Origin of the sequence: Nocardia carnea NBRC 14403 (assembly GCF_000308515.1) — a bacterium.
GTDB lineage: Bacteria > Actinomycetota > Actinomycetes > Mycobacteriales > Mycobacteriaceae > Nocardia > Nocardia carnea.
In genome coordinates this window covers 69,978-90,694 of record NZ_BAFV01000052.1, presented here as the reverse complement: position 1 = coordinate 90,694, position 20,717 = coordinate 69,978, and the positions used below count along the sequence as shown (strand labels likewise).

At 67.2% G+C, this 20,717-nt stretch carries 18 protein-coding genes; 9 read left to right on the top strand and 9 right to left on the bottom strand.

Annotation, left to right across the window (positions count from 1 at the left end):
• Positions 1-289 precede the first annotated feature (289 nt).
• Positions 290-1,402 carry a PQQ-dependent sugar dehydrogenase gene (locus ON22_RS18370; protein ID WP_033241270.1) on the bottom strand — a complete coding sequence of 371 codons (1,113 nt, stop codon included), beginning with the start codon at positions 1,400-1,402 and terminating at the stop codon, positions 290-292.
• A gap of 331 nt (positions 1,403-1,733) precedes the next feature.
• Between ON22_RS18370 and ON22_RS34695 the strand changes: the two genes are divergently transcribed.
• A complete protein-coding gene (locus ON22_RS34695) occupies positions 1,734-2,597 on the top strand; it encodes a DoxX family protein (protein WP_051157771.1) in 864 nt (287 codons plus the stop codon).
• Positions 2,598-2,871: 274 nt separating this feature from the next.
• Here ON22_RS34695 and ilvD read toward each other — a convergent pair whose 3' ends face one another.
• Positions 2,872-4,713, bottom strand: coding sequence for a dihydroxy-acid dehydratase (gene ilvD / locus ON22_RS18360; RefSeq protein ID WP_033241271.1), 1,842 nt, complete (start codon positions 4,711-4,713; stop codon positions 2,872-2,874).
• 100 nt (positions 4,714-4,813) lie between these two features.
• Positions 4,814-5,368 (bottom strand): PH domain-containing protein, encoded by a 555-nt coding sequence (locus tag ON22_RS18355; RefSeq protein ID WP_033241272.1) that lies wholly within the window; start codon positions 5,366-5,368, stop codon positions 4,814-4,816.
• Positions 5,369-5,820: 452 nt separating this feature from the next.
• On the opposite strand from ON22_RS18355, the gene ON22_RS18345 reads away from it, so the two are divergent.
• The 5 genes from ON22_RS18345 to ON22_RS18325 all read left to right on the top strand — a co-directional run bounded on the left by ON22_RS18345 (position 5,821) and on the right by ON22_RS18325 (position 10,172).
• Entirely contained in the window at positions 5,821-7,746 is a 1,926-nt protein-coding gene (locus tag ON22_RS18345; protein WP_033241274.1) for an acetolactate synthase large subunit, read from the top strand.
• Positions 7,743-8,246, top strand: coding sequence for an acetolactate synthase small subunit (ilvN, locus tag ON22_RS18340; RefSeq protein WP_033241275.1), 504 nt, complete (start codon positions 7,743-7,745; stop codon positions 8,244-8,246). The genes ON22_RS18345 and ilvN overlap by 4 nt, the downstream gene beginning before the upstream one ends.
• A gap of 113 nt (positions 8,247-8,359) precedes the next feature.
• Positions 8,360-9,361 (top strand): ketol-acid reductoisomerase, encoded by a 1,002-nt coding sequence (gene ilvC / locus ON22_RS18335; protein ID WP_174375603.1) that lies wholly within the window; start codon positions 8,360-8,362, stop codon positions 9,359-9,361.
• A gap of 101 nt (positions 9,362-9,462) precedes the next feature.
• Entirely contained in the window at positions 9,463-9,747 is a 285-nt protein-coding gene (locus ON22_RS18330) for a hypothetical protein (protein ID WP_033241277.1), read from the top strand.
• Positions 9,748-9,824: 77 nt separating this feature from the next.
• Positions 9,825-10,172: a PIN domain-containing protein gene (locus ON22_RS18325; protein WP_231507905.1), complete on the top strand. Its 348-nt coding sequence runs from the start codon at positions 9,825-9,827 to the stop codon at positions 10,170-10,172.
• Positions 10,173-10,206: 34 nt separating this feature from the next.
• Here ON22_RS18325 and ON22_RS18320 read toward each other — a convergent pair whose 3' ends face one another.
• From ON22_RS18320 to ON22_RS18310, 3 genes are all read right to left on the bottom strand, one after another.
• Complete coding sequence (locus ON22_RS18320; RefSeq protein ID WP_051157768.1) at positions 10,207-11,403, bottom strand: ABC transporter permease; 1,197 nt, start codon at positions 11,401-11,403, stop codon at positions 10,207-10,209.
• Entirely contained in the window at positions 11,400-12,278 is an 879-nt protein-coding gene (locus ON22_RS18315; protein ID WP_033241278.1) for an ABC transporter ATP-binding protein, read from the bottom strand. The genes ON22_RS18320 and ON22_RS18315 overlap by 4 nt, the downstream gene beginning before the upstream one ends.
• A 267-nt stretch (positions 12,279-12,545) precedes the next feature.
• The gene (locus tag ON22_RS18310) at positions 12,546-13,886 is read right to left on the bottom strand and encodes an MFS transporter (RefSeq protein ID WP_033241279.1); all 1,341 of its coding nucleotides are present in this window, start codon (positions 13,884-13,886) and stop codon (positions 12,546-12,548) included.
• Between the two features lie 379 nt (positions 13,887-14,265).
• Between ON22_RS18310 and ON22_RS18305 the strand changes: the two genes are divergently transcribed.
• Positions 14,266-14,586, top strand: coding sequence for a hypothetical protein (locus tag ON22_RS18305; RefSeq protein WP_033241280.1), 321 nt, complete (start codon positions 14,266-14,268; stop codon positions 14,584-14,586).
• 209 nt (positions 14,587-14,795) lie between these two features.
• On the opposite strand, the gene ON22_RS18300 is transcribed toward ON22_RS18305, so the two are convergent.
• A complete protein-coding gene (locus tag ON22_RS18300; protein ID WP_033241281.1) occupies positions 14,796-15,380 on the bottom strand; it encodes a TetR/AcrR family transcriptional regulator in 585 nt (194 codons plus the stop codon).
• Between the two features lie 87 nt (positions 15,381-15,467).
• On the opposite strand from ON22_RS18300, the gene ON22_RS18295 reads away from it, so the two are divergent.
• Positions 15,468-16,196, top strand: a complete 729-nt coding sequence (locus tag ON22_RS18295; RefSeq protein ID WP_033242168.1) for an alpha/beta fold hydrolase — start codon at positions 15,468-15,470, stop codon at positions 16,194-16,196.
• A gap of 141 nt (positions 16,197-16,337) precedes the next feature.
• Here ON22_RS18295 and ON22_RS18290 read toward each other — a convergent pair whose 3' ends face one another.
• Positions 16,338-17,525 (bottom strand): phosphotransferase, encoded by a 1,188-nt coding sequence (locus ON22_RS18290; RefSeq protein WP_051157767.1) that lies wholly within the window; start codon positions 17,523-17,525, stop codon positions 16,338-16,340.
• A 482-nt stretch (positions 17,526-18,007) separates the two neighbouring features.
• Positions 18,008-18,994 carry an AraC family transcriptional regulator ligand-binding domain-containing protein gene (locus ON22_RS18285; protein ID WP_051157766.1) on the bottom strand — a complete coding sequence of 329 codons (987 nt, stop codon included), beginning with the start codon at positions 18,992-18,994 and terminating at the stop codon, positions 18,008-18,010.
• 249 nt (positions 18,995-19,243) lie between these two features.
• On the opposite strand from ON22_RS18285, the gene ON22_RS18280 reads away from it, so the two are divergent.
• Complete coding sequence (locus ON22_RS18280) at positions 19,244-20,494, top strand: cytochrome P450 family protein (protein ID WP_373280874.1); 1,251 nt, start codon at positions 19,244-19,246, stop codon at positions 20,492-20,494.
• Positions 20,495-20,717: the final 223 nt, after the last annotated feature.

Sequence of the window (20,717 nt, the reverse complement as noted above, 5' to 3'; positions counted from 1 at the left end):
AAGGGGTAGCCGCACCTTCTCATTCATGGCGATAGCCCGTGAATGTGGTGGGGCTCAGGGGTTTATGTGTGCTGTACCGGAGTGGCGGGGGTGGTCGGTCGACGAAAATGGTGTACCGCTGAATGACGGCACATTTGATGTGGATGCGGCATAACGCCACGATCTCGCCCGGTCGGCCACGTCGCCCTCGACGGAACCACGTTGGTGCGGTTGGTCGTCAGCCCGAATTACCGGGAGACGAGTGAGGGCGGCCCTTCTGGACCGCCCTCACTCATCTCGACACGGATACCTAGTCCGGGCCGCCACCACCGCCGGCGGTCGGCGGCGGGATGCGGACGACGCGATCGTCGTTCGGGGTGGGCTGACCGCCTTCGGATTTGTTCGCGGTGGAGACCCAGATGGTGCCGTCCATGGCCGGGCTGGCGCCGAGCATCCGGCCGTACTTGTTGGCGAAGAAAACACTCGGCGGTGCGGTCACCGCGTAGGTCGTGGGGTCCGGTGTTGCCATGGCGAGGGCTTTCGCGTCGGTCAGGGCGATCGCGATACCGTCGGGGGTGACCGCGCAGCCGGCGACTCCGGGACGGTCCGGCCAGGTCCACGCGGTGGTGGCGACACCGTCGGGGCCGATGCGCTGCAGGCGGTCCAGGGCGGGGGTGCGGTCGGTGACCCAGATCTGGTCGCCGCCCAGGCAGATATCCCCGGCCGAGCCGATACCCGAGAGCGCGACCTCGGTGGGTGCGTTCCCGTTCGAGGTGGGGTTCTTCACCCGCAGCAGTTTGCCCGCCGTACCGGCCGGATCCGCCGCGGCCGCCGGATCGCCGGCGTTACCGGTGAGCACCAGCATCTGATCCGGTGACGACCATTCGATGGCGCCCCGATTCCCGGTGGCGCCCTTCGGGATTCCCGTCAGCACCGGTTTCGGCGGGCCGCCGCCCTCGGCGATGCGGACCACCCGGTTATCGCTCGCGGTGGTGACGTAGGCGTAGAGCAGCCCGTCTTCGTGATAGGTGGGGGAGATGGCGATATCGCTCAACCCGCCGTCGCCCGCGGGGTCCACGTCGACCCGGGCGACCTCGACCGGCGGCTGCTCCGGTGCCACCTTCAGGATGCGTCCGGTGCGGCGTTCGGTCACCAGCGCGTAGCCGCCGAGTTCGACCAGTCCGCCGGTGGTGTCCAGGCAGCTGACCACCACGGCCGGGTCGGGGTCGATACACGGACCGCTCGGCCGGGTGGTCGAAGATTCGGGTGCTCGCTGCTTCGGGGGTTCGAGCTCGGCCGCGTCCAGGGTCGGTTCCTCGGTGAACGGGCTGGACGCGGAATCGTCGAAACGCGCGCACCCGCTGAGCAACAACGCCCCGCATACCAGCCCCACCGTCACGCGCCGCGCGCCAACCGACCTCATAACCCCCCAACGTAGTGGAAATCCCTTTGGTCGCGCCCCCATGCCCCCGTCCGGAGTGGGCAGCGGCGGGCGTTTCGGCAGCTGCCCGCCGAATCGGTCGCGTCGCCGACGGGCCGGCCTGGTTCGTGACCACCCGGTCACCCGGCGCTGTGCTCGCCGTCTTGGGTGGCGACCATCCTCGGCGGCGGCCCTCGGTCGCCGAGACCGCGCGCCGCCGGGGTGTATATGTGACCGTGGGCGGTATGCAGACGGACACGGACACGCACGCAGTGGCGCGGACACGCCGTGGATTCAGAACGCCCGCGGCGCTGGATCGGCCTACTGTTGAAGGGTGAGTGCCAAGCCGAGAAACGGCTCCGCGCCGTCCGAATCCGCGCGGCCCGGTAACAGCCCGTCCACCGCCGAACAGCGTGCGGTATCGACGACGGCGGGCGGGGTCGGCAGCCCATACGATTTCCCTACCGGCCAGTTCCCCAAGGTGGCCATGACCAAGGAGATACCGGCGATGGCTTCTGTTGCTCCCGGCGATAAACCGACCGATACCCCCGGCCCGGGCGGTCCGGCCGGTGTCGACGACGACAGGACCTATTCCTACGCGAGCATCCCTCCGGCGGGCACCCAGCCCAACGGGGGTTTGCGCCGCCGGAACGGGGACGGTCGCCGCGGCACCCTCGATCTGGGCTTGTTCATTCTGCGTCTCGTGGTCGGTGGCACATTCCTGTACCACGGCCTGCAGAAACTGACGGGCTGGTTCGACGGGCCGGGGATGGACGGCACCAAGGAGATGATGGAACAGGGCGGCTGGGACCACCCGTCCATCGCCGCCGCACTGGTCACCGCCGGTGAGGTGGGCGGTGGCATCCTGCTGATCCTCGGTCTGGCCACACCGCTGGCCGCCGGTGCGGTGCTCGCGGTAATCCTGGACGCCTGGATGTTCAAGCAGGGTATGCACCCGGATTTCCAGTACAGCCAGGGCCCGGGCGCGGTCGAATTGGACACCGTCCTCGCCGGCGCCGCGATCGCCATCATCTTCACCGGCCCCGGCCGGTGGGCGCTGGACCGCGGTCGCAGCTGGGCCACCCGCCCCGGTGCGGGTTCCCTTGTGGTCCTGGTTCTCGCGTTCGCCGCCGCCATCTTCACCTACTGGTACCTCCAGGACGGTAACCCGCTCACCGGTATCGGCCCCTTCGAGTAGTTCGGGTCGAGTAGCCCGGTGCTGTCGGCCGGGGTGTGCCGAGTCGCGTCGACAGCGCTGCCTGAGGCAGCGGAGCACCTGCCTGCCGGTAGCGACTGAGTCGGGCACAGCCGCCGGACCTCCGTGGAACGGCGAGCGATTCGACGGTGAACGGCGGCCGTCCCGGCTGCGGTGATCGGGCGCTGTCGCACCGTTCAAACGCCAACGGCGTCCCGCTCACCTGGAGCGGGACGCCGTCGTTTCGCTTCGGGCCGTTGTTCGCGACCGGGGAGACTCAGGGCACGTGCCGGACCGCGCCCTTGTCGGCGGAGGTCGCCAGGGCCGCGTAGGCGCGCAGTGCCGTGGTGACCGGGCGTTGCCGGTCCACCGGCTGCCACGGGCGTTCCCGGGCCTCCATTTTGGCGCGGCGTTCGGCCAGCACCGCATCGTCGAGCAGTACCTCGAGAGTGCGGGTGGTGACGTCGATACGGATCCGGTCGCCGTTCTCCACCAGGCCGATGGTGCCGCCGCTGGCCGCTTCGGGGGAGATATGCCCGATCGAGAGGCCGGAGGTGCCGCCGGAGAACCGGCCGTCGGTGATCAGCGCGCACACCTTGCCGAGACCCGCACCCTTGAGGAAGGCGGTGGGGTGCAGCATCTCCTGCATACCGGGTCCACCGGCCGGGCCCTCGTAGCGCACGACGACCACATCGCCGGGCTGGATCTTCTTACCGAGGATCGCCGAAACGGCTTCCTCCTGGGATTCGACCACCACGGCCGGGCCCTCGAAGGTGAACAGTTCCTCGTCGATACCCGCCGTTTTGAGAACCGCACCGTCCAGGGCGATATTGCCGCGCAGCACCACCAGCCCGCCTTCGGCGGTGTAGGCGTGTTCGATATCGCGGATACAGCCACCGGCGGCGTCGGTGTCCAGCGAGGACCAGCGGTTGTCGGTGGAGAACGGTTCGGTGGTGCGCACACCGCCGGGTGCCGCATGGAACAGTTCCAGGGCTTCCTCGGAGGCTTTACCCGAGCGGATATCCCAGGTGTCGATCCATTCGTCGACGGTCGGGGTGTGCACGGTGCTCACCTCGGTTTCGAGCAACCCGCCGCGATGCAGTTCGCCGAGGATCGCCGGGATTCCACCGGCGCGGTGCACATCCTCCATGTGATAGTCGGAGTTCGGCGCCACCTTCGACAGGGTCGGTACCCGCCGGCTGATCTCCTCGATGCTCTCCAGGTCGAAATCGATTTCGCCCTCCTGCGCGGCGGCCAGGACGTGCAGGACGGTGTTGGTGGATCCGCCCATCGCCACATCCAGCGCCATCGCATTGCGGAAGGCCTTCTCGTTCGCCACGCTCCGCGGCAGCACGGATGCGTCGTCGTCGCGGTACCACCGGTTGGCGATATCGATGACGACCCGGCCGGCCCGCTCGAACAGTGCCCGCCGCGCGGCGTGCGTGGCCAGCGTGGAACCGTTGCCGGGCAGGGCCAGGCCCAGTGCCTCGGTGAGGCAGTTCATCGAGTTCGCGGTGAACATGCCGGAGCAGGAACCGCAGGTCGGGCAGGCGCTGCGCTCGACCTCGGTGAGCCCGTCCTCGGTCACCTCGCTGTTCGCGCTGGCGGAGATGGCGGTGATCAGGTCGGTGGGCGCCTGCGCCACCCCACCCACGACCACGGCCTTACCGGCCTCCATCGGCCCACCGGAAACGAACACGGTGGGAACGTTCAACCGCATGGCCGCGTTCAGCATGCCCGGAGTGATCTTGTCGCAGTTGGAGATACACACCAGCGCGTCGGCGGTGTGCGCGTTCACCATGTATTCCACGGAGTCGGCGATGATTTCGCGGCTGGGCAGCGAATACAGCATGCCGCCGTGACCCATCGCGATCCCGTCGTCGACGGCGATGGTGTGGAATTCGCGCGGTACCCCGCCGGCTTCGCGGATCGCTTCCGCCACGATTTCGCCGACATCCTTGAGGTGTACGTGCCCGGGCACGAACTGGGTGTAGGAGTTGGCGATGGCGACGATCGGCTTACCGAAATCGGAATCGGTCATACCGGTGGCCCGCCACAGGGAGCGGGCCCCGGCGGCATTACGGCCGACAGTGGTGGTGCGGGAACGAAGCGCTGGCATGGGTGTCCTCGGTCTGGTCGCGGGGCTGGACAATGCGACGACGCCGTATCGCCCGGCCGCGGATGACCGCTGCTGGAGGTGCGATCGGCGTTTTCTCAGGCTACTCCCGGCCGGAAGCGGACTCCGGATCGGTGTCGCCTGAATCGTCGCCGGTGGACTCCGCGCCGGACTCATCTGCAGGGTCGGCGTCGGGGAGGGCGAAGGGATCGGGGATCCGTCCGGCGGAGGCGTCCACCAGATCGCGTAGCCGGTCGTAGCTCACCGCGGGGAGCGGCACCTCGGTGTCGTCGGCGAGGTGTGCGCGCACGTAGCCGCGTTTGGGGATGCTGAGTCCCTTCAGTTGTTCCCAGTCGATATGCCGGGAGGAGAACACCGAGCGCAGGTCCAGGCCGTTGGGCGATACCGTGGTCTGGGTCCGCAGAATCCAGACGATGGCGGCGATCGGGATCAGCGCCAGCCAGAACAGTGCGGCCGGCCAGCCGACGATCGGGAAGAACACGCACATCGCCAGGATGACGACCCCGAGGAAGGACAGCCGTGTCGTGCGGATCACACGGGTCGGTCCCGGCGGCGCCGTATCCCCACCCGTTACCTCCGCGGCAGCGGGGATATGGGACGATTCCGGTGGTGGCACGGACTGATGCGGTGATGACACACCACCATCCTCGCATCAGGGTGCATGAGGTTTAGAGCAGGGTACAGCCTGCTGCTATGCTGTGCGCATCCTCGCCGCCGGGCGGACGGAGAGGCTAAACGCCTGTGGAGACTATGTAAGACCGGAGATTTCGGCCATCGTCGGTGAAGCAGGAACCCACCGAGACGCGTCTCGTTCGCGTGGTAGGAGTTCTCGTCCCTCGGGCCGGGAAGGGCGTCAATCTGCACCACACGCACAGGTGGTGCGAATCAACCGAAAACGAGTTGCTCGTGATCGGTCGGCCCGTCCAACATCGGGCAGACTGCCGGATGGTCGGCGTGATGTTGGACGGGCTACCCTCCCTCGGCCAGCTTGGCGGTCGAGGGTCTTTTTATGTCAGGAGCCTGGGTGTCGAACAAAGGACACAGAAGACCAGAATGAGTCGTAACGACAAGCAGTAAGGAACCAAGACGGTGAGCGCACCAACTACCCGGCCCGGGCCCGCGGCCCGCAAGCCCGCGCCTTCGAACCCGCCGGCCTCGGCCGGTGCTCCGACCACCCCGGCGAACCGCCGCCAGGTCCCGCCCGAGCGGGTCACCGGCGCGCAGTCCGTCGTCCGCTCCCTCGAGGAGCTCGGCGTCGACACCGTATTCGGTATTCCCGGCGGCGCGGTACTGCCTGTTTACGACCCCCTCTTCGATTCCACCAAGGTGCGCCATGTGCTCGTGCGGCACGAGCAGGGCGCCGGCCACGCGGCCACCGGTTATGCGCAGGCCACCGGCAAGGTGGGTGTGTGTATGGCCACATCCGGTCCGGGCGCGACCAACCTGGTGACCCCCATCGCCGACGCCCAGATGGACTCCGTCCCGATGGTCGCGATCACCGGCCAGGTCGCGCGCAGCCTGATCGGCACCGACGCCTTTCAGGAAGCCGATATCTCCGGCATCACCATGCCGATCACCAAACACAACTTCCTGATCAAGGAAGGTATCGATATCCCGCGCATGCTCGCCGAGGCCTTCTACCTGGCTTCCAGCGGGCGTCCCGGCGTGGTGCTGGTCGATATCCCCAAGGATGTGCTGCAGGAACAGACCACCTTCAGCTGGCCGCCGGAGATGCGGCTGCCCGGATACCGCCCGGTCACCAAACCGCACGGTAAGCAGGTGCGCGAGGCGGCCCGGCTGATCGCCGAGTCCACCGCGCCCGTGCTCTACGTCGGTGGCGGTGTGATCAAGTCCGAGGCGTCGGCCGAACTGCTGGAACTGGCCGAACTCACCGGGATCCCGGTGGTCACCACCCTGATGGCGCGCGGCGCGTTCCCCGACAGTCACACACTGAACCTCGGTATGCCGGGTATGCACGGCACCGTGTCCGCGGTGGCGGCGTTGCAGAAATCCGATCTGCTGATCACCCTCGGCGCCCGGTTCGACGACCGCGTCACGGGCCAGCTGGATTCCTTCGCTCCGGACGCGAAGATCATCCACGCCGATATCGACCCCGCCGAGATCGGCAAGAACCGCCACGCCGATGTCCCGATCGTGGGCGATTGCCGCGAGGTACTCACCGAACTGATCGAAACCCTGCGTGCCGATCCGGCCGGTATCGAACTGGACCTGACCGCCTGGTGGACCTACCTCGACGGTATCCGCGAGTCCTATCCGCTGGGCTGGACCGCACCGTCGGACGGCGCGCTCTCACCGGAGTACGTCATCGAAACCCTGGGCCGCCTGGCCGGCCCCGAGGCCATCTACTGCGCGGGCGTCGGACAGCACCAGATGTGGGCCGCCCAGTTCGTCAAGTACGAGAAGCCGCGCACCTGGCTGAACTCCGGTGGCGCCGGAACCATGGGTTACGCCGTACCCGCGGCCATGGGCGCCAAGATGGGTATGCCCGACCGTGAGGTGTGGGCGATCGACGGTGACGGCTGCTTCCAGATGACCAACCAGGAACTCGCCACCTGCGCGGTGGAGGGTGTGCCGATCAAGGTCGCGCTGATCAACAACGGCAACCTGGGCATGGTCCGGCAGTGGCAGACGCTGTTCTACGACAAGCGCTACTCCAACACCGACCTCAATACCCACGGCCTGCGTATCCCGGATTTCGTGAAGCTGGCCGAGGCGCTGGGCTGCCACGGTATCCGGGTGGAGAAGGAAGAGGACGTGGAGGCCGCGATCCGCGAGGCGCAGTCGATCGACGACCGCCCCGTGGTGATCGATTTCATCGTCGGCAAGGACGCTCAGGTGTGGCCGATGGTCGCCGCCGGCACCAGTAACGACGAGATCATGGCCGCCCGCGGGATCCGCCCGCTGTTCGACGAGGACGAGCAGGTCGCCGAACCGGCCGTCATCCACGAAGCCATGACCCGGGAGCAGAACGAGACCGAGGGGAACCCCCAGTGAGCACAACCCACACCCTCAGCGTCCTGGTCGAGGACAAGCCCGGTGTGCTGGCCCGCGTGGCCAGCCTGTTCTCCCGCCGCGGATTCAATATCGAATCCCTGGCGGTGGGCGCGACCGAGGTCAAGGACATCTCCCGGATGACCATCGTGGTCACCGTGGACGATCTTCCGCTGGAACAGGTCACCAAACAGCTCAACAAGCTGGTGAACGTCATCAAGATCGTGGAGCAGGATCCGGAGACCTCGGTGGCCCGCGAACTGATCCTGGTGAAGGTCCGCGCCGACGCCAGCGTGCGCACCCAGGTCATCGAATCGGTGAACCTGTTCCGCGCCAAGGTGATCGACGTCTCGCCCGACGCCCTCACCGTCGAAGCGACCGGCACCCGCTCCAAGCTCGATGCCCTGCTGCGGATGCTCGAGCCGTACGGCATCCGCGAGATCGTGCAATCCGGGGTGGTGGCCGTGGGCCGCGGACCCAAATCCATCACCGCCACCCGCTGAACCACGGCCGGGCGCACCCCGCGCCCGGCCGTCTTTCACACCTCGTTTACCGTTTCCCGCGTTTCGCGGGTTCGAATATAAGTCAGAAGGGATACCACCAAGTGGCAGTCGAGATGTTCTACGACGACGATGCCGACCTGTCGATCATCCAGGGCCGTAAGGTCGCGGTGATCGGTTACGGCAGCCAGGGGCATGCGCATTCGCTGAGCCTGCGCGATTCCGGCGTCGAGGTCCGTATCGGCCTCAAGGAAGGCTCCAAGTCTCGGGCCAAGGCCGAAGAGGCCGGCCTGACCGTCGGCACCCCCGCCGAGGTTTCGGAGTGGGCCGACGTCATCATGCTGCTGGCCCCCGACACCGCCCAGGCGTCGATCTTCACCAATGACATCGAGCCCAACCTGAAGGACGGCGACGCGCTGTTCTTCGGCCACGGCCTCAACATCCACTTCGGCCTGATCAAGCCGGCCGCCGAGATCACCATCGGCATGGTGGCCCCCAAGGGCCCCGGCCACCTGGTGCGGCGCCAGTTCGTCGACGGCAAGGGCGTGCCCGCCCTGATCGCCATCGAGCAGGACCCGAAGGGCGAGGGCCAGGCCCTGGCGCTGTCCTACGCCAAGGGCATCGGCGGCACCCGCGCCGGCGTCATCAAGACCACCTTCAAGGAAGAGACCGAAACCGACCTCTTCGGTGAGCAGGCCGTGCTCTGCGGTGGCACCGAGGAACTGGTCAAGACCGGTTTCGAGGTCATGGTCGAGGCCGGTTACGCCCCGGAGATGGCCTACTTCGAGGTGCTGCACGAGCTGAAGCTGATCGTCGACCTCATGTACGAGGGCGGCATCGCCCGCATGAACTACTCGGTGTCCGATACCGCCGAATTCGGTGGCTACCTGTCGGGCCCGCGGGTCATCGACGCCGACACCAAGAAGCGTATGCAGGACATCCTCAAGGACATCCAGGACGGCACCTTCGTCAAGCGCCTGGTCGCCAATGTCGAGGGTGGCAACAAGGAGCTCGAGGGCCTGCGCAAGGCCAACGCCGAGCACCCGATCGAGGTCACCGGTAAGAAGCTGCGCGACCTGATGAGCTGGGTCGACCGCCCGATCACCGAAACCGCCTGAGCGGTTCGCTGATACAGCGCTGAAAAGGGTCCTTCCGCGATTGCGGAAGGGCCCTTTTTCGGCGATCTCTATTTCCTAATCAGTTTGATAATATCGGTGACGTGAGCGAACAGGAGTACGGCATCGGCGAAGGGCCCGCGACGCGGATCAGCCTGTCGCTGTCCGAGGGAACCGCCGAGGCCGTCCGGCGCCGCGTGGGCAAACGGGAATTCTCCTCGTTCGTCGCCTCGGCGGTCGAGCGCGAATTGCGCGGCCTGATCCTCGACGAATACCTCGCCGACTACGAGCAGCGCAGTGGCCCGCTACCGCCCGACGAACGGCAGCGAGCAAAGGAAGCGTTCGACCGTGCGCTGGCCGAGCCGGGGCAATGGCCCACGGCAAGCTGACCCCACCCGCATCCCGTCGCCCGGCCCCTGCACAGGGAGGTACTGCGGTACTCGACTGTCAGGGATTGTCCCGGCTGGTGGACGATTCCGTTCCCGTCGTCGCACTGGTCGCGGAAACACGGGCGCGTGGCATGGAGATCGTCGTGAGCGCGCTGACCATCATCGAGGCGACGCACCGGAAAACGAACCGGGCACGCCTGAACTGGCTGTTGTCGGGTATTCGGATCGAACCCGTCGACGAGACTGCGGCAAGGGCCGCCTCGGCACTACTGCTCGATACCGGACTCCACGGCCACAAGTACGCCATCGACGCCGTAGTCGCGGAGATGGCGTTACGTCAGCCCACTCCAGTGGTCGTGCTGACCAGCGATGCCGACGATATGTCCACACTGTGCGGTCCGACGGTCCGCATCATTCCCCTCTGACCCGTACCGGCTGCCGAACAGTCGGCGTCGCCGGTCAGTCCTCGACGCTGAGTGCTTGGCGGTAGGTCAGGCGTCCTTGTGTCTGCATCAGTGAGCGGCGATAGATGCGTTCCGCGACGACCACGATTCCGTAGGCGGTGGCCGCCATGATGGCGAGGGAAACCAACGGCTCCCACCATGCGGCCGTGCCTTCGGCGAGGCGGGCGGGCATGGCGACGATGGAGACGATCGGCACGTAGGACGTGATGGTCTGTGCGGTGCCGGAGGCGAATATGCCGAGGAACAGCACGATCATGATCAGCATGCTCAGCGGGGTGGAGGTCGATTGCAGGTCCTCGTTACGGGTCGCCAGCGAGCCGGCCACAGCCCACAGGCTGGCCAGGGCGAGGAAACCGACGACGAAGAAGACGATGAACCAACCGGCCGCACCCGCGATCTGGGTGACGTACTCGGTGTTTCCCATCACCGCCAACCCGGCCAGGCCCGCGCCCGCGAACAGGACGAGCTGCCCGAAGGCCATCAGGGTGTTGCCGATGATCTTCCCGATCAGCAACTGCCGCAGTGGGATCGCGCTGGCCAGGATCTCGACGATACGGTTCTGCTTCTCCTCGACGACGCTCTGCGCGATGGACATACCGAACAGGAGTGAGGCGACATAGAACAGGAACGCGAACACGAATGTCATGATCTGCGCGAAACCCGGGTCGACGGCGGACTCGTCGAGCACGTCGTAGGTCACCTGGCCGCCCCGGCCGAGTTCTTCCAGCGAGGTGCCGGCTGCTTCGGCGTTGCGTTGTAGCGCGAGTTGCTGTGCGGCAGTGGTCACGTAGGTGTTGACGTCGTCGTTCACCGACTCCTTGCCGATGAGCCGCCACCCCTCGGGTCCGGCGACGAGGCCCGCGTCGACCTCCCCGTCACGGACCTGCTGTTCGACTGCGGTGAGGTCGGCCACCGGTGTGCTCGTGAAGGCGACGTTGCTGTCGGCGAGGTCGGCGAGACCACCGGCCGTCTGCACGACCTGACCCGCGTCGGGCCCGGTGACCGCGATATCGACTGTTTCGGTGCGCCCGCTCATGAATCCGCTGATGGCCAGCGAGGCAACGATCACCGCGATCGTGATGACCGTCGAGATCAAGAAATTGCGGTCGCGCAGTTTGACCATGACTTCACGTTCGGTGACGATCCGCCACACCCCGCGCGGCGCGATATCCGACTTGCCCGCCCCGCTCATGCCGTCACCTCCCGGAAGATCTCCGAGACCGACGGCCGCACCTCGGCGAATTCCTGCACCAATCCGCGTGCCAGCGCCTCGGTGAGCACCTGATCGGTGGTCGCGCCGCTCAACTCGAGCAACACTCCCGCCCCGTTGCGTTCGACCACACTCACCCCCGCGAACTCGTTCAACCAGCCGGTATCGGACCCGGCCTTCAGCCGGTACCGCAGCGCACCGGCCTCCCGTAATTCCGCCGCCGAACCCTGCGCGACGACCCGCCCATTCGCGAGGATCACCAGCCGATCGCACAGCCGTTCCACCAGATCCAGCTGATGCGAGGAGAACAGCACCGGCACACCCTGCCCGGCGTATTCGGCCAGCAGTTCCGCCATCGAATCGACCGCCACCGGGTCCAATCCGGAGAACGGTTCGTCCAGCACCAGCGCCGCCGGCTGCGCCACCACCGCCGCCGCGATCTGCACCCGCTGCTGATTACCGAGCGACAGCGATTCCAGCTTGTCCTTCCCCCGGTCCCCGAGCCCGAACCGCTCCAGGAGTTCCGAAGTCCGCCGCCTACCCTCGGCCACCGAAAGCCCCCGCAACCGCGCCAGATACACCAACTGATCCCGCACCGGCTGCTTCGGATACAAGCCCCGCTCTTCGGGCATGTACCCGAACGAACGCCGATCGGCGGCCGTTACCGGCCGCCCGTCCCAGCGCACCTCGCCGCCGTGGACGGCCAGCACACCCATGATCATTCGCATGGTGGTGGTCTTGCCTGCGCCGTTGCCACCGACGAACCCGGTGAGCGCGCCAGGCTCCACTTCGAACGACACGTCGTCGACAGCTGTCTTGTCGCCGAACCGGCGCACCAGATGCGTTACCTCGAGCATCGAACCTCCGCGGTCGTGGTCCGGGCCGACTCTACCCGGACGCTGTCGTACAGGAGGGCCGCGAAACCTACGCACACGATGGACGATTCCTCGCCACGGCCGCGTGGGTAGGTCGAAAGTACGGGCCGGGCAACCATCTCGCCGATGCTCTCCCGAGCCCGAGCCCGAGCCCGAGCCCGAGCCCGAGCCCGGATCCGGCGACGCACACCGGCATGCTTCCGAGCTGCCCGCGCGGCACTTCGGGTGCGGGCGGGCTCACTCCCCGGCTTACCCGTGCACGTCCGCGATGGACGGTTCGGGCGTACGCCGGAGCACCAGGACACCTGCGACCAGTCCGGCACCTGCCAGCAGCGTGGCGATCAGGAACGGGTCGGCAGTGTGCAGGGCGGGAGCGAAACCGATTCCGACGCAGACCGCCACACCGGTGGCGCCGCCGAGCTGGTCGGCGGCCCGTTGCACGCCCGAGGCGATTCCGGCGTCGTCGTCGGTCACACCACTGACCGCGATGTACTGCAGCCCGACGATCCCGAAACCCATCCCGGCCGCGATGAGCAGCATCGCCGGAATCAGCCACGGCGCTCCCGCATCCACGGCAGCGACGACCCCGATGACGGCCATTGCGCCCGCGGTGAAACCGAGCCCCGCCAGCACACAGACCCGGGCTCCCCAGCGGCCCAGCAGCCGGGGCACGAGCATGGAGAACGCGATCAGCGAGACCGCCAGCGGGAGCATGGTGAGTCCGGCTCCCAACGGCCCCATCCCCAGATAGTCCTGGAGATAGAACGTGAACAGCAGGAACGAGGTCGACAGTGCTCCACTGAGCAGCATCGTGGTCAGGTTCGCAGTGACCCGCGCACGGTGGGCGAAGAATCCCAGCGGCAGTAGCGGGTTCGGTGAGTTGGCTTTCACCCGCACGAATCCGGCCGCGGCCAGTACCGCACCTACCAGCGAAGCCGCCGGTACCCAGTTCGAGGTTCCGGGCTCACCGGCCTGGACCACACCGAAGGTGAACAGCAGCGGGCAGGCCATCAGCAGGAGCGCTCCCGGAATGTCGAGCGGCCCGGATACGCGGGTGTCCGGCCGGTCTCGTTCGACAAGAACGAGAGCTGCCACGACGACGACCAGGATGAAGGGCACCGAGATCAAGAAGATCCACCGCCAGCCCAGATGCGCGGTGATGATTCCGGACAGGACGAAACCGAGCACCAGCCCGCAACTCGCCACCGCCGCCCACACACTCAAAGCTCGTGACCTGCTGCGTCCTTCGGGAAAGAGCAGAACAATGGTGGCCATCGCGGCCGGCAGGGCGATGGCCTCACCGGCCCCCTGCAGCAGACGCGCGAAAACCAGCAGGCCGAAGGACGGTGCCAGCCCCGCCAGCAACGACGCGACCCCGAACAAGCTGGTGCCCGCCAGGAGCACGCGGCGCCTCCCGAGCAGATCGCCCAACCGCCCACCGAGCATCAGCAGCCCGCCACCGGCGATGGTGTAGCCGACCACGACCCAGGTCAGGGCGTGATCACCCACGCCGAAGTCCGCGCCGATCGAGGGCAGCGCGATATTGACCACGGTCACATCGACCGCGATGAAGAACTGCAGCATCGACATCGCGCCTAGCACGAGCCACGAGCGCGCAGTGGACGGGCTGTGCCCGCGTGCAGAGAGAATGCCTGAGAACATCAGGTGCTCCGTTACTCAGAGAAGTATCTGAGCAGCACAAAAGTGCCGCTCCGGACTGATCACGAAGCGGCCGGACGTCCCGGAAGAGGAGGTCTGTGCGTAGAACGTCCCGCCGCTAGCGGGTCGTCCTGGTCACTGCCGCGCAAGCGGCGGAAGCTGAAGCGCCTGACATGACGCGAACCATATCAGCCTTGGGTCGCGCGCTCGGTGTCACCGGCGCGCTTCCACAAGCTGGTTCGCACCCGACGTTCGTTTGCAGACCTGCACGGGATATGCGGCCAGGCGTGCGTGCGACCAACGGCCAAGCGTGCGTGACGAGTCACTATCCGCTGCGTCCCGTTTGTTTCTGGCCTTGCTCAAGCATGACCGGGCTGCCGCGACTTTGCGTCTGGCCGTGCCGGATGTATTTCCGTGGGTGCGGCACCTCTCCGAGCAGGAACTCCAGGACTTCACGGTCGAACTGGCCGAAGTCCTTTCCGATGCTGCTGAGTTGGATGCCGATTCGGCTGTTCGGGAAACGATCGCAGGTTGGCGGGCGACTGCGCGAATCAAGGCCGACCCTGCTGTTCGCGATGCGGCGCAGACTCCGACAGAGGGAGATTTCGGTCCGGTGGACGTCACCATATGAGTCCTGAACGTGGTGACCGGGTCACGGTGCCCGCGCCTGACGGTCAATGGGAGGTCCGCTTCGGCACCACGGACGCCGTCCGTGGCTGGTCTACGCGTCGCCTCGCCATCCGAAGGACACCGATCGCTGAAGGGGGCGGCGGCGATTCGGTCCGGATGTCGCCATCTACCGGGAGATGGGGCGGCCTTGCTGCATCGAGTTCCGGCCGGTCAGCGTGCTGCGGCTCCACCGAGTACGAGATCTACGGCCGCTGAAAGATCCTCTTCCCGCATCTGCTCGGCGCGCAGGAACAGGCGGAACCAGATGGCTCCCGCGAGCATGTCCATGATGGATCGGGGGTCGGCGTTGTCCGGGAGTTCGCCGCGGTCGATTGCGCGGCGGAAGATCGGGTGTTCCCGTTCGGCGCGGTCGGCGAAGAAGGTCCGGCCGATCGCTGCCAGGGCGGGGCGGCGTGATGCGGCTGCGAGGACCGCGGTGGCGATCGGGGCGGTGGCGGGATCGGTGAGCAGTGTGTGGATGCTGCGGCTCGTTTCGAGGAGGTCGCTGCGGAGGCTGCCGGTATCGGGTACGTCGAAGGCGAGGAGGTCCGAGTCGGTCAGGGCGGCGGCGAGCACTTCGTCCTTGGACTTCCACCAGCGGTAGAGCGTGGTTTTGTTGACCTCGGCGCGCGTGGCGACTGCCTCCATGGTCAGGCCGTCGTAGCCGTTGTCGGCGAGGAGTTCCAAGGTGGCGGTGAAGATCGCGTCGGCGCGGCGCGGCCGGCCGTTCGTGTTTTTGTCGGACTCGGAATCCATGTCGCAAGAGTACAACGCAACGTTGCGTTGTGGACTGATCGGCGCTATCTTTGCAACGCAACGTTGCGTCGTGTTTTGGAGGTTCTCATGACTCTGCCCGTGGTCCTGATACACGGCATCCGGCTGAGCGGCCGCTGCTGGACCGGCGTGATCGACGAAATGGCGCCGGAACGCCCGGTGGTCACCGTCGACCTCCCGGGTCACGGCCTGCGCCGCGGCGAACCTTTCACGATGAGCACGGCCGTCGCCGCCGTACGCACAGCCGTCGAAGAGGTCGGTGGCCGCGCGCTGCTGGTCGGCCATTCACTCGGTGGATACGTCGGAATCGCCGCGGCGGCCGAACTCGGCGAGCAGGCGGCCGGTGTGGTGGTCGCCGGTTCCACCGGTGTGCCGGATAAGGCCTCGATGGGTCCTTTCCGTCTGGCCCACCGTTTCCTTTCGTCGCGGCCCGACGGCGGTGAGCGGCTCAGCAACCGGATGTTCGAGGCTGTGCTGCCGCCCGAGGTCGCCCACGCCATCGGGCAGGGCGGGATAGCCACCGAGATCATTCCCGATGCACTGCAGGCGCTCGGACAGTTCGATCCGCTCGCCGAACTGGGCCGGTATCGCGGCCCGGTGTGGCTGATCAACGGCAGTCGCGACCATTTCCGCGCCCACGAGCACCGATTCGCCGCTGCCACGCCCCGGACCCGCCTGCTCGTGGTGCCCCGGGCCGGTCACTATCTGCCACTCGCCGAACCTAATCGGTTCGCGCGGCTGGTCCGCGATATCGCCGACAGCTGCGATACCGATGCCGCCCGCGATCGTGCCCGGTGACTGTGCCGTGCGCGGTCCGTCGAGAGGCGGTCGGCTCATCCAGCGCCCGCTCTCCGGCGGTGTCCCCTCTCGACCGGCGTGGGTTCCCGGGGCCGGGCACGGCAGCACCCACGCCCCGGCTCTGCCCTAGCGGCTACATGTTCAGTCGCCGACCGCCTGCAGGGCATCCAGGTCCATGATGGCGTGGGCGGTGCGGTGCACGATCGCGCGGCAGATATCGGCCGGCTGGAATTCCGGCATCAGCGCGCCCCGGCCGATGGTGATCATCCAGGCGAAGTACGGGTAGAGCGCTTGCTGCCGGTAGGCGAGCCAGGCGGAATCGAACGACAATGCGGGCCCACCGGCCGCGCGCAGGGCGTCGATGTAGAGCGCGATGAGGTCGGGTTCCCAGGACCGGCGGTCTTCGACTTCCAGGCCGGAGGTGATCGTGTACGCCACGTCGAATGCCCAGCTGCCGCGCATCACGAGCTGCCAGTCGGTGAAACCCACACTGCCGTCGGCGCATACGTAGGCGTTGCCGATATGCGGGTCGCCGTGCAGCAAGGTCTGCGGGCTCTGCTCGGCGATCTGCAGTGCCCGGCCGCAGGCTTCGTACAGTTCACCCTGTACAGGCGGCAGCGTGTCGGGCACGAGTTCGGGAGCGCGTTTCAGCCCGACCTCGGCGCGTTTGCGCATCCCGAGCAGCCGGTCGAAATTACGGAAATGCGCGCCCGGCGTCTTCAACCAGTCCCGCGCCTTCAGTTCCGGTGATTCCCAGTAGTGGCCGTGCCAGCGCGCCATATTCGCCAGCAGGTCTTCCATCTGTTCCCGGGTGACCCGTTCGAGCGGCGTGCAGAACCGTGCCCCCTGGGTGACGCTCACATCCTCGAGGAGCGTCAGCGACCGGCCGGTTCGCAGGTCGGCGGCCCCGAAATATCCGCGTGGCGCCTCGATATCGAGTTCCGGCCGCAGATACTGGAAGAATCCGGGTTCGCCGGGCAGCGCATGCGCCAGGTACTGCGTCAAACGCTGGGTGAAGGTGAGGGTCGTCTTGGCGAAAAGGTGTTCAGGCAACCTTGCCCGCCGACCGGCCTCGTTGTAGCGGATCGTCGCCTTCCAGCGGCTCGTCGTACCGCCTTCGGCATCGACGATATCGAACGATTCCACTGCCGCGCCGGGATATCCGTTCGTGAGTACCCGGTCGAGCCATTCCGCGTCGACCTCGCTCTTCTTCATCGGGATCCCACCGTCGCGGCGGCGCAGCACCTTCTCCGCCAGCACATGTCCGCCGAGCTTCAAAACACCTGGCAGCACACTGTCTCCGGGAGCACCGGTATTCGTCTCACCCATCCGATTGCCTTCCTCGGCTCGTTCCGCCGCGCGACTGCCCGGCGGATCGAAAGTATGGGCGCGCTTCCGATGTTCCGCAGTGTCCGCGCAGGGCGTACCTGTTGGGTGAATGACCACAATGACCTGCGGTTTCCTGTAGCGGTAATGCGTGCCGCGGCCGGGAATTCGGCGCGATCGGGCTCCTGCGCGGCGCGTTCGGTCCACCGTCCGCCGCAAAGAATCACGCCCGCGCCGAGCTTCGGGCGACGCTTGCCGGACCCGCTCCGTGCTATCGAGGCCCGCTCGGGTTCGCTTTCGCTCACTCCGCACTTCCGGTGCCCGGTCGGCTCCATTTGTCTCCCGCTCGGGCCTCCCGAGGCGGGGCGCTGCTATCGGCCGTTCGTTGTTACTCCCGCGCCGTCGATGCTGCTTGCACCCGCCCGGCGCCTTGCACTCGGACTACTCTGTTCGAGCCCGAGTAAGCACACCTCCGTCGGATTCGGTTACCTCCGCCCGGTCCAGCGCTGACGTGCCCGCCGCAGCGCACCGGCATCGGAGTACCCGACCCTCCTGGCCAGCGCCGCCTGCGTAACGTCCGGCCGTGACCGGGCGCGCCGTTCGACCACCGCACTGCGCGCCCGATCCAGTTCCCGTGTCCAGGTCGTCCCTTCGTCGGCGAGGCGCCGTTGCAGACTGCGACTGCTCGTGGCCAGATGCCGCGCGACCCGCTCGATCGTGACCCGCCCGTCCCCGAGCAGCACCATCAGCGCCTGCTGTACCTGCCCGGCCCAGGTGAGTTCCAGCCGCGGCGCCGCCGGTAGCGCGGCCGCGCACCGCGCGAGGATCTGGGCGAGCGTGGGGTCGGCCGTCCGCAGCGGTAGCTCCAGATCGGCCGAACGGAAGGTGATCTGGTCCGTCGGCGCCCCGAATTCGACCTGCCGGGTACCGAACATTTCGACGAACGGCTGATGTCGCCGCGGCGCGGATTGCCGGAACCGGATCCGTACCGGATGCACATCCCGCCCCGTGGCGTTGCGCGCCCGTGTCACCACCGCCGCGAGCGCGAACTGGGTGGCGAGTTCGCGACCCCGCCCGTGCCCGTTCAACAACCGGACATCCGCGTTCGCTTCCTCCTCCGAGTCCCCCGAGACCGCGAACCCGATATTGGTGGTGATCATGTCCGCGTGCTGCTCCGACTGCGCCAGTCCCTCGGCGAGCGTCGGCGCCGTACTGAACAGGTAGTCGTGTAATCCGAAGTTGCCCAGCGTGTTCGTCTTCCCGACGCGCAATGCCACGTGGGGATCGTCCAGTTCGTGTTCTACCAGCTCCCACAGGTTCAGCTGGTAGTTGCTCGACACCATCGTGTCACCGGTGTGCAGCACCCAGTCCGGTAGTTCCGCGGCCCGCGCGAGCTGCCGCCGGGTTGTTCCGTTCAGGCCGGCGCTGCCCAGGATGAAGTTCGAAAACGCAACATGCTCAACCGTATCCACCTGCGAAACACACCTAATTCGAACGAGGACCCCTGGTCCGCACGCGGACCGCTACCCGCCGACGATATCCCGGCTCGCGCGCTCCGGCTTCGCGACGAACCTATCCCGCGCGCCGACCGAATCGGCTTGGCGCGATCCGCCCCCATCCTGGCGCCCGCGGCACTATCGGCTGCGCCGCGCCGGTGGCACCATCGCTGTGCCGGTGCTGCCGGTACGGAGTAGTGGAGAACAAGCGGTGAGGACGAACGATTGACACAGCGCATCCCCGCGCATCTCCCGGTTCCGGCGGAATCCCACCGCTCGTCGCTGGGATATCCCGAGGGCCGCGTTGCTCTGCACGCACCCGAATTCGCCTCCGACCCGCACCGCGCCTACCGGGAGATGCGCAGCCGCTGGGGTTCGCTGGTGCCCGTCGAACTCGCGCCCGGCGTCCCGGCGACCCTGGTCGTCGGATACAGCACCGCCCTGCGCATCCTCAACGACCCGGACCGTTTCCCCGCCGACCCCCGCACCTGGCAGCGCACCGTCCCCGCCGACTGCCCCGTACTCCCGATCATGGAGTGGCGCCCCACCGCCAGCCGTAACACCGGCACCGATTTCCACCGCTACCGCGAGGCCATCACCACCAGCATCGGCAACGTCGATATGCGCACCCTGCACACCACGGTCGAAAAGGTCGCCGTCCCGCTGATCAACGATTTCTGCGAATCCGGTAGCGCCGATCTCATCACCCAGTACGTCTTCCCGCTGACCTTCACCATCGTCAACACCCTGCTGGGCTGCCCCGCCGATATCGGCCAGCGAGTGGCCGCCGGAATGGCCGCTCTCGTCGAGGGCGTCGACGCCGAGAACGGCAACCAGATGATCAGCGCCGCGATGCTGGAACTCGTCGACCTCAAACGCACCGAACCCGGCAACGACATCACCTCCCAGCTGCTGCGCCACCCGGCGGAACTGAACCAGGAGGAAATGGTTCACCAGGTCGCCGGCCACTACGGCGCCGGAATCGAGTTCCAGCAGAACCTGATCGCCAACACCCTGCTGTTCATCCTCACCGACGACCACGTCGGCAGCGGCGTCCTCGGCGGTAGCCTGTCCACCCTCGACGCTCTCGACGAGGTCCTGTTCAACGACCCGCCCCTGGCGAATTTCCTGATCACCTACCCCCGCCACCCCATCCTCGTCGACGACGCCTGGCTCCCCGCCGACGAACCGGTCCTGATCAGCATGGCCGCCTGCAACAACGACCCGGCCATCCGCGCCGACGACCACGTCGGCAACCGCTCCCACCTCGCCTGGGGCATCGGCCGCCATGCCTGCCCCGCCCAGTCGCTGTCGTATCTGATCGCCCAGAACGCCATCGATCAGCTCCTGGACGCCCTCCCGGAAATGGAACCCGCGCTACCCGGCGGGGAGCCCACGTGGCGGCCGGGTCCGTTCCACCGCGCCCTGGCCGAACTCCCCGTCCGCTTCACCCCCTCCGCCAGGCTGAACCTGTAGTTCACAATCGGCCGCTCGCCTATCGGTGGATGCATGACGCCCTCCTCGAGGATTGCCTCGACCGCGCGGAACACGCTCTCACCGGCGCGGTCGCCAACCCTGCCCGGTTGTCCGGTTGCTGCGCAGGATCGCCGAACGCACTCCCGGCCGGAGGTGAACCCCGCGACGGTCAGGACCACTTCGACCATTGCTCGGGTCGAACCTGCAGCTCGACCCGGACACG

What these genes read in the sequence shown, in the direction of transcription:
- ON22_RS18370 (WP_033241270.1), bottom strand. Translation starts at nt 1,402, where the DNA reads ATGAGGTCGGTTGGCGCGCGGCGCGTGACGGTGGGGCTGGTATGCGGG.
- ilvD (WP_033241271.1), bottom strand. Translation starts at nt 4,713, where the DNA reads ATGCCAGCGCTTCGTTCCCGCACCACCACTGTCGGCCGTAATGCCGCC.
- ilvC (WP_174375603.1), top strand. Translation starts at nt 8,360, where the DNA reads ATGTTCTACGACGACGATGCCGACCTGTCGATCATCCAGGGCCGTAAG.
- ON22_RS18320 (WP_051157768.1), bottom strand. Translation starts at nt 11,403, where the DNA reads ATGAGCGGGGCGGGCAAGTCGGATATCGCGCCGCGCGGGGTGTGGCGG.
- ON22_RS18315 (WP_033241278.1), bottom strand. Translation starts at nt 12,278, where the DNA reads ATGCTCGAGGTAACGCATCTGGTGCGCCGGTTCGGCGACAAGACAGCT.
- ON22_RS18310 (WP_033241279.1), bottom strand. Translation starts at nt 13,886, where the DNA reads ATGTCGATGCTGCAGTTCTTCATCGCGGTCGATGTGACCGTGGTCAAT.
- ON22_RS18300 (WP_033241281.1), bottom strand. Translation starts at nt 15,380, where the DNA reads ATGGATTCCGAGTCCGACAAAAACACGAACGGCCGGCCGCGCCGCGCC.
- ON22_RS18295 (WP_033242168.1), top strand. Translation starts at nt 15,468, where the DNA reads ATGACTCTGCCCGTGGTCCTGATACACGGCATCCGGCTGAGCGGCCGC.
- ON22_RS18290 (WP_051157767.1), bottom strand. Translation starts at nt 17,525, where the DNA reads ATGGGTGAGACGAATACCGGTGCTCCCGGAGACAGTGTGCTGCCAGGT.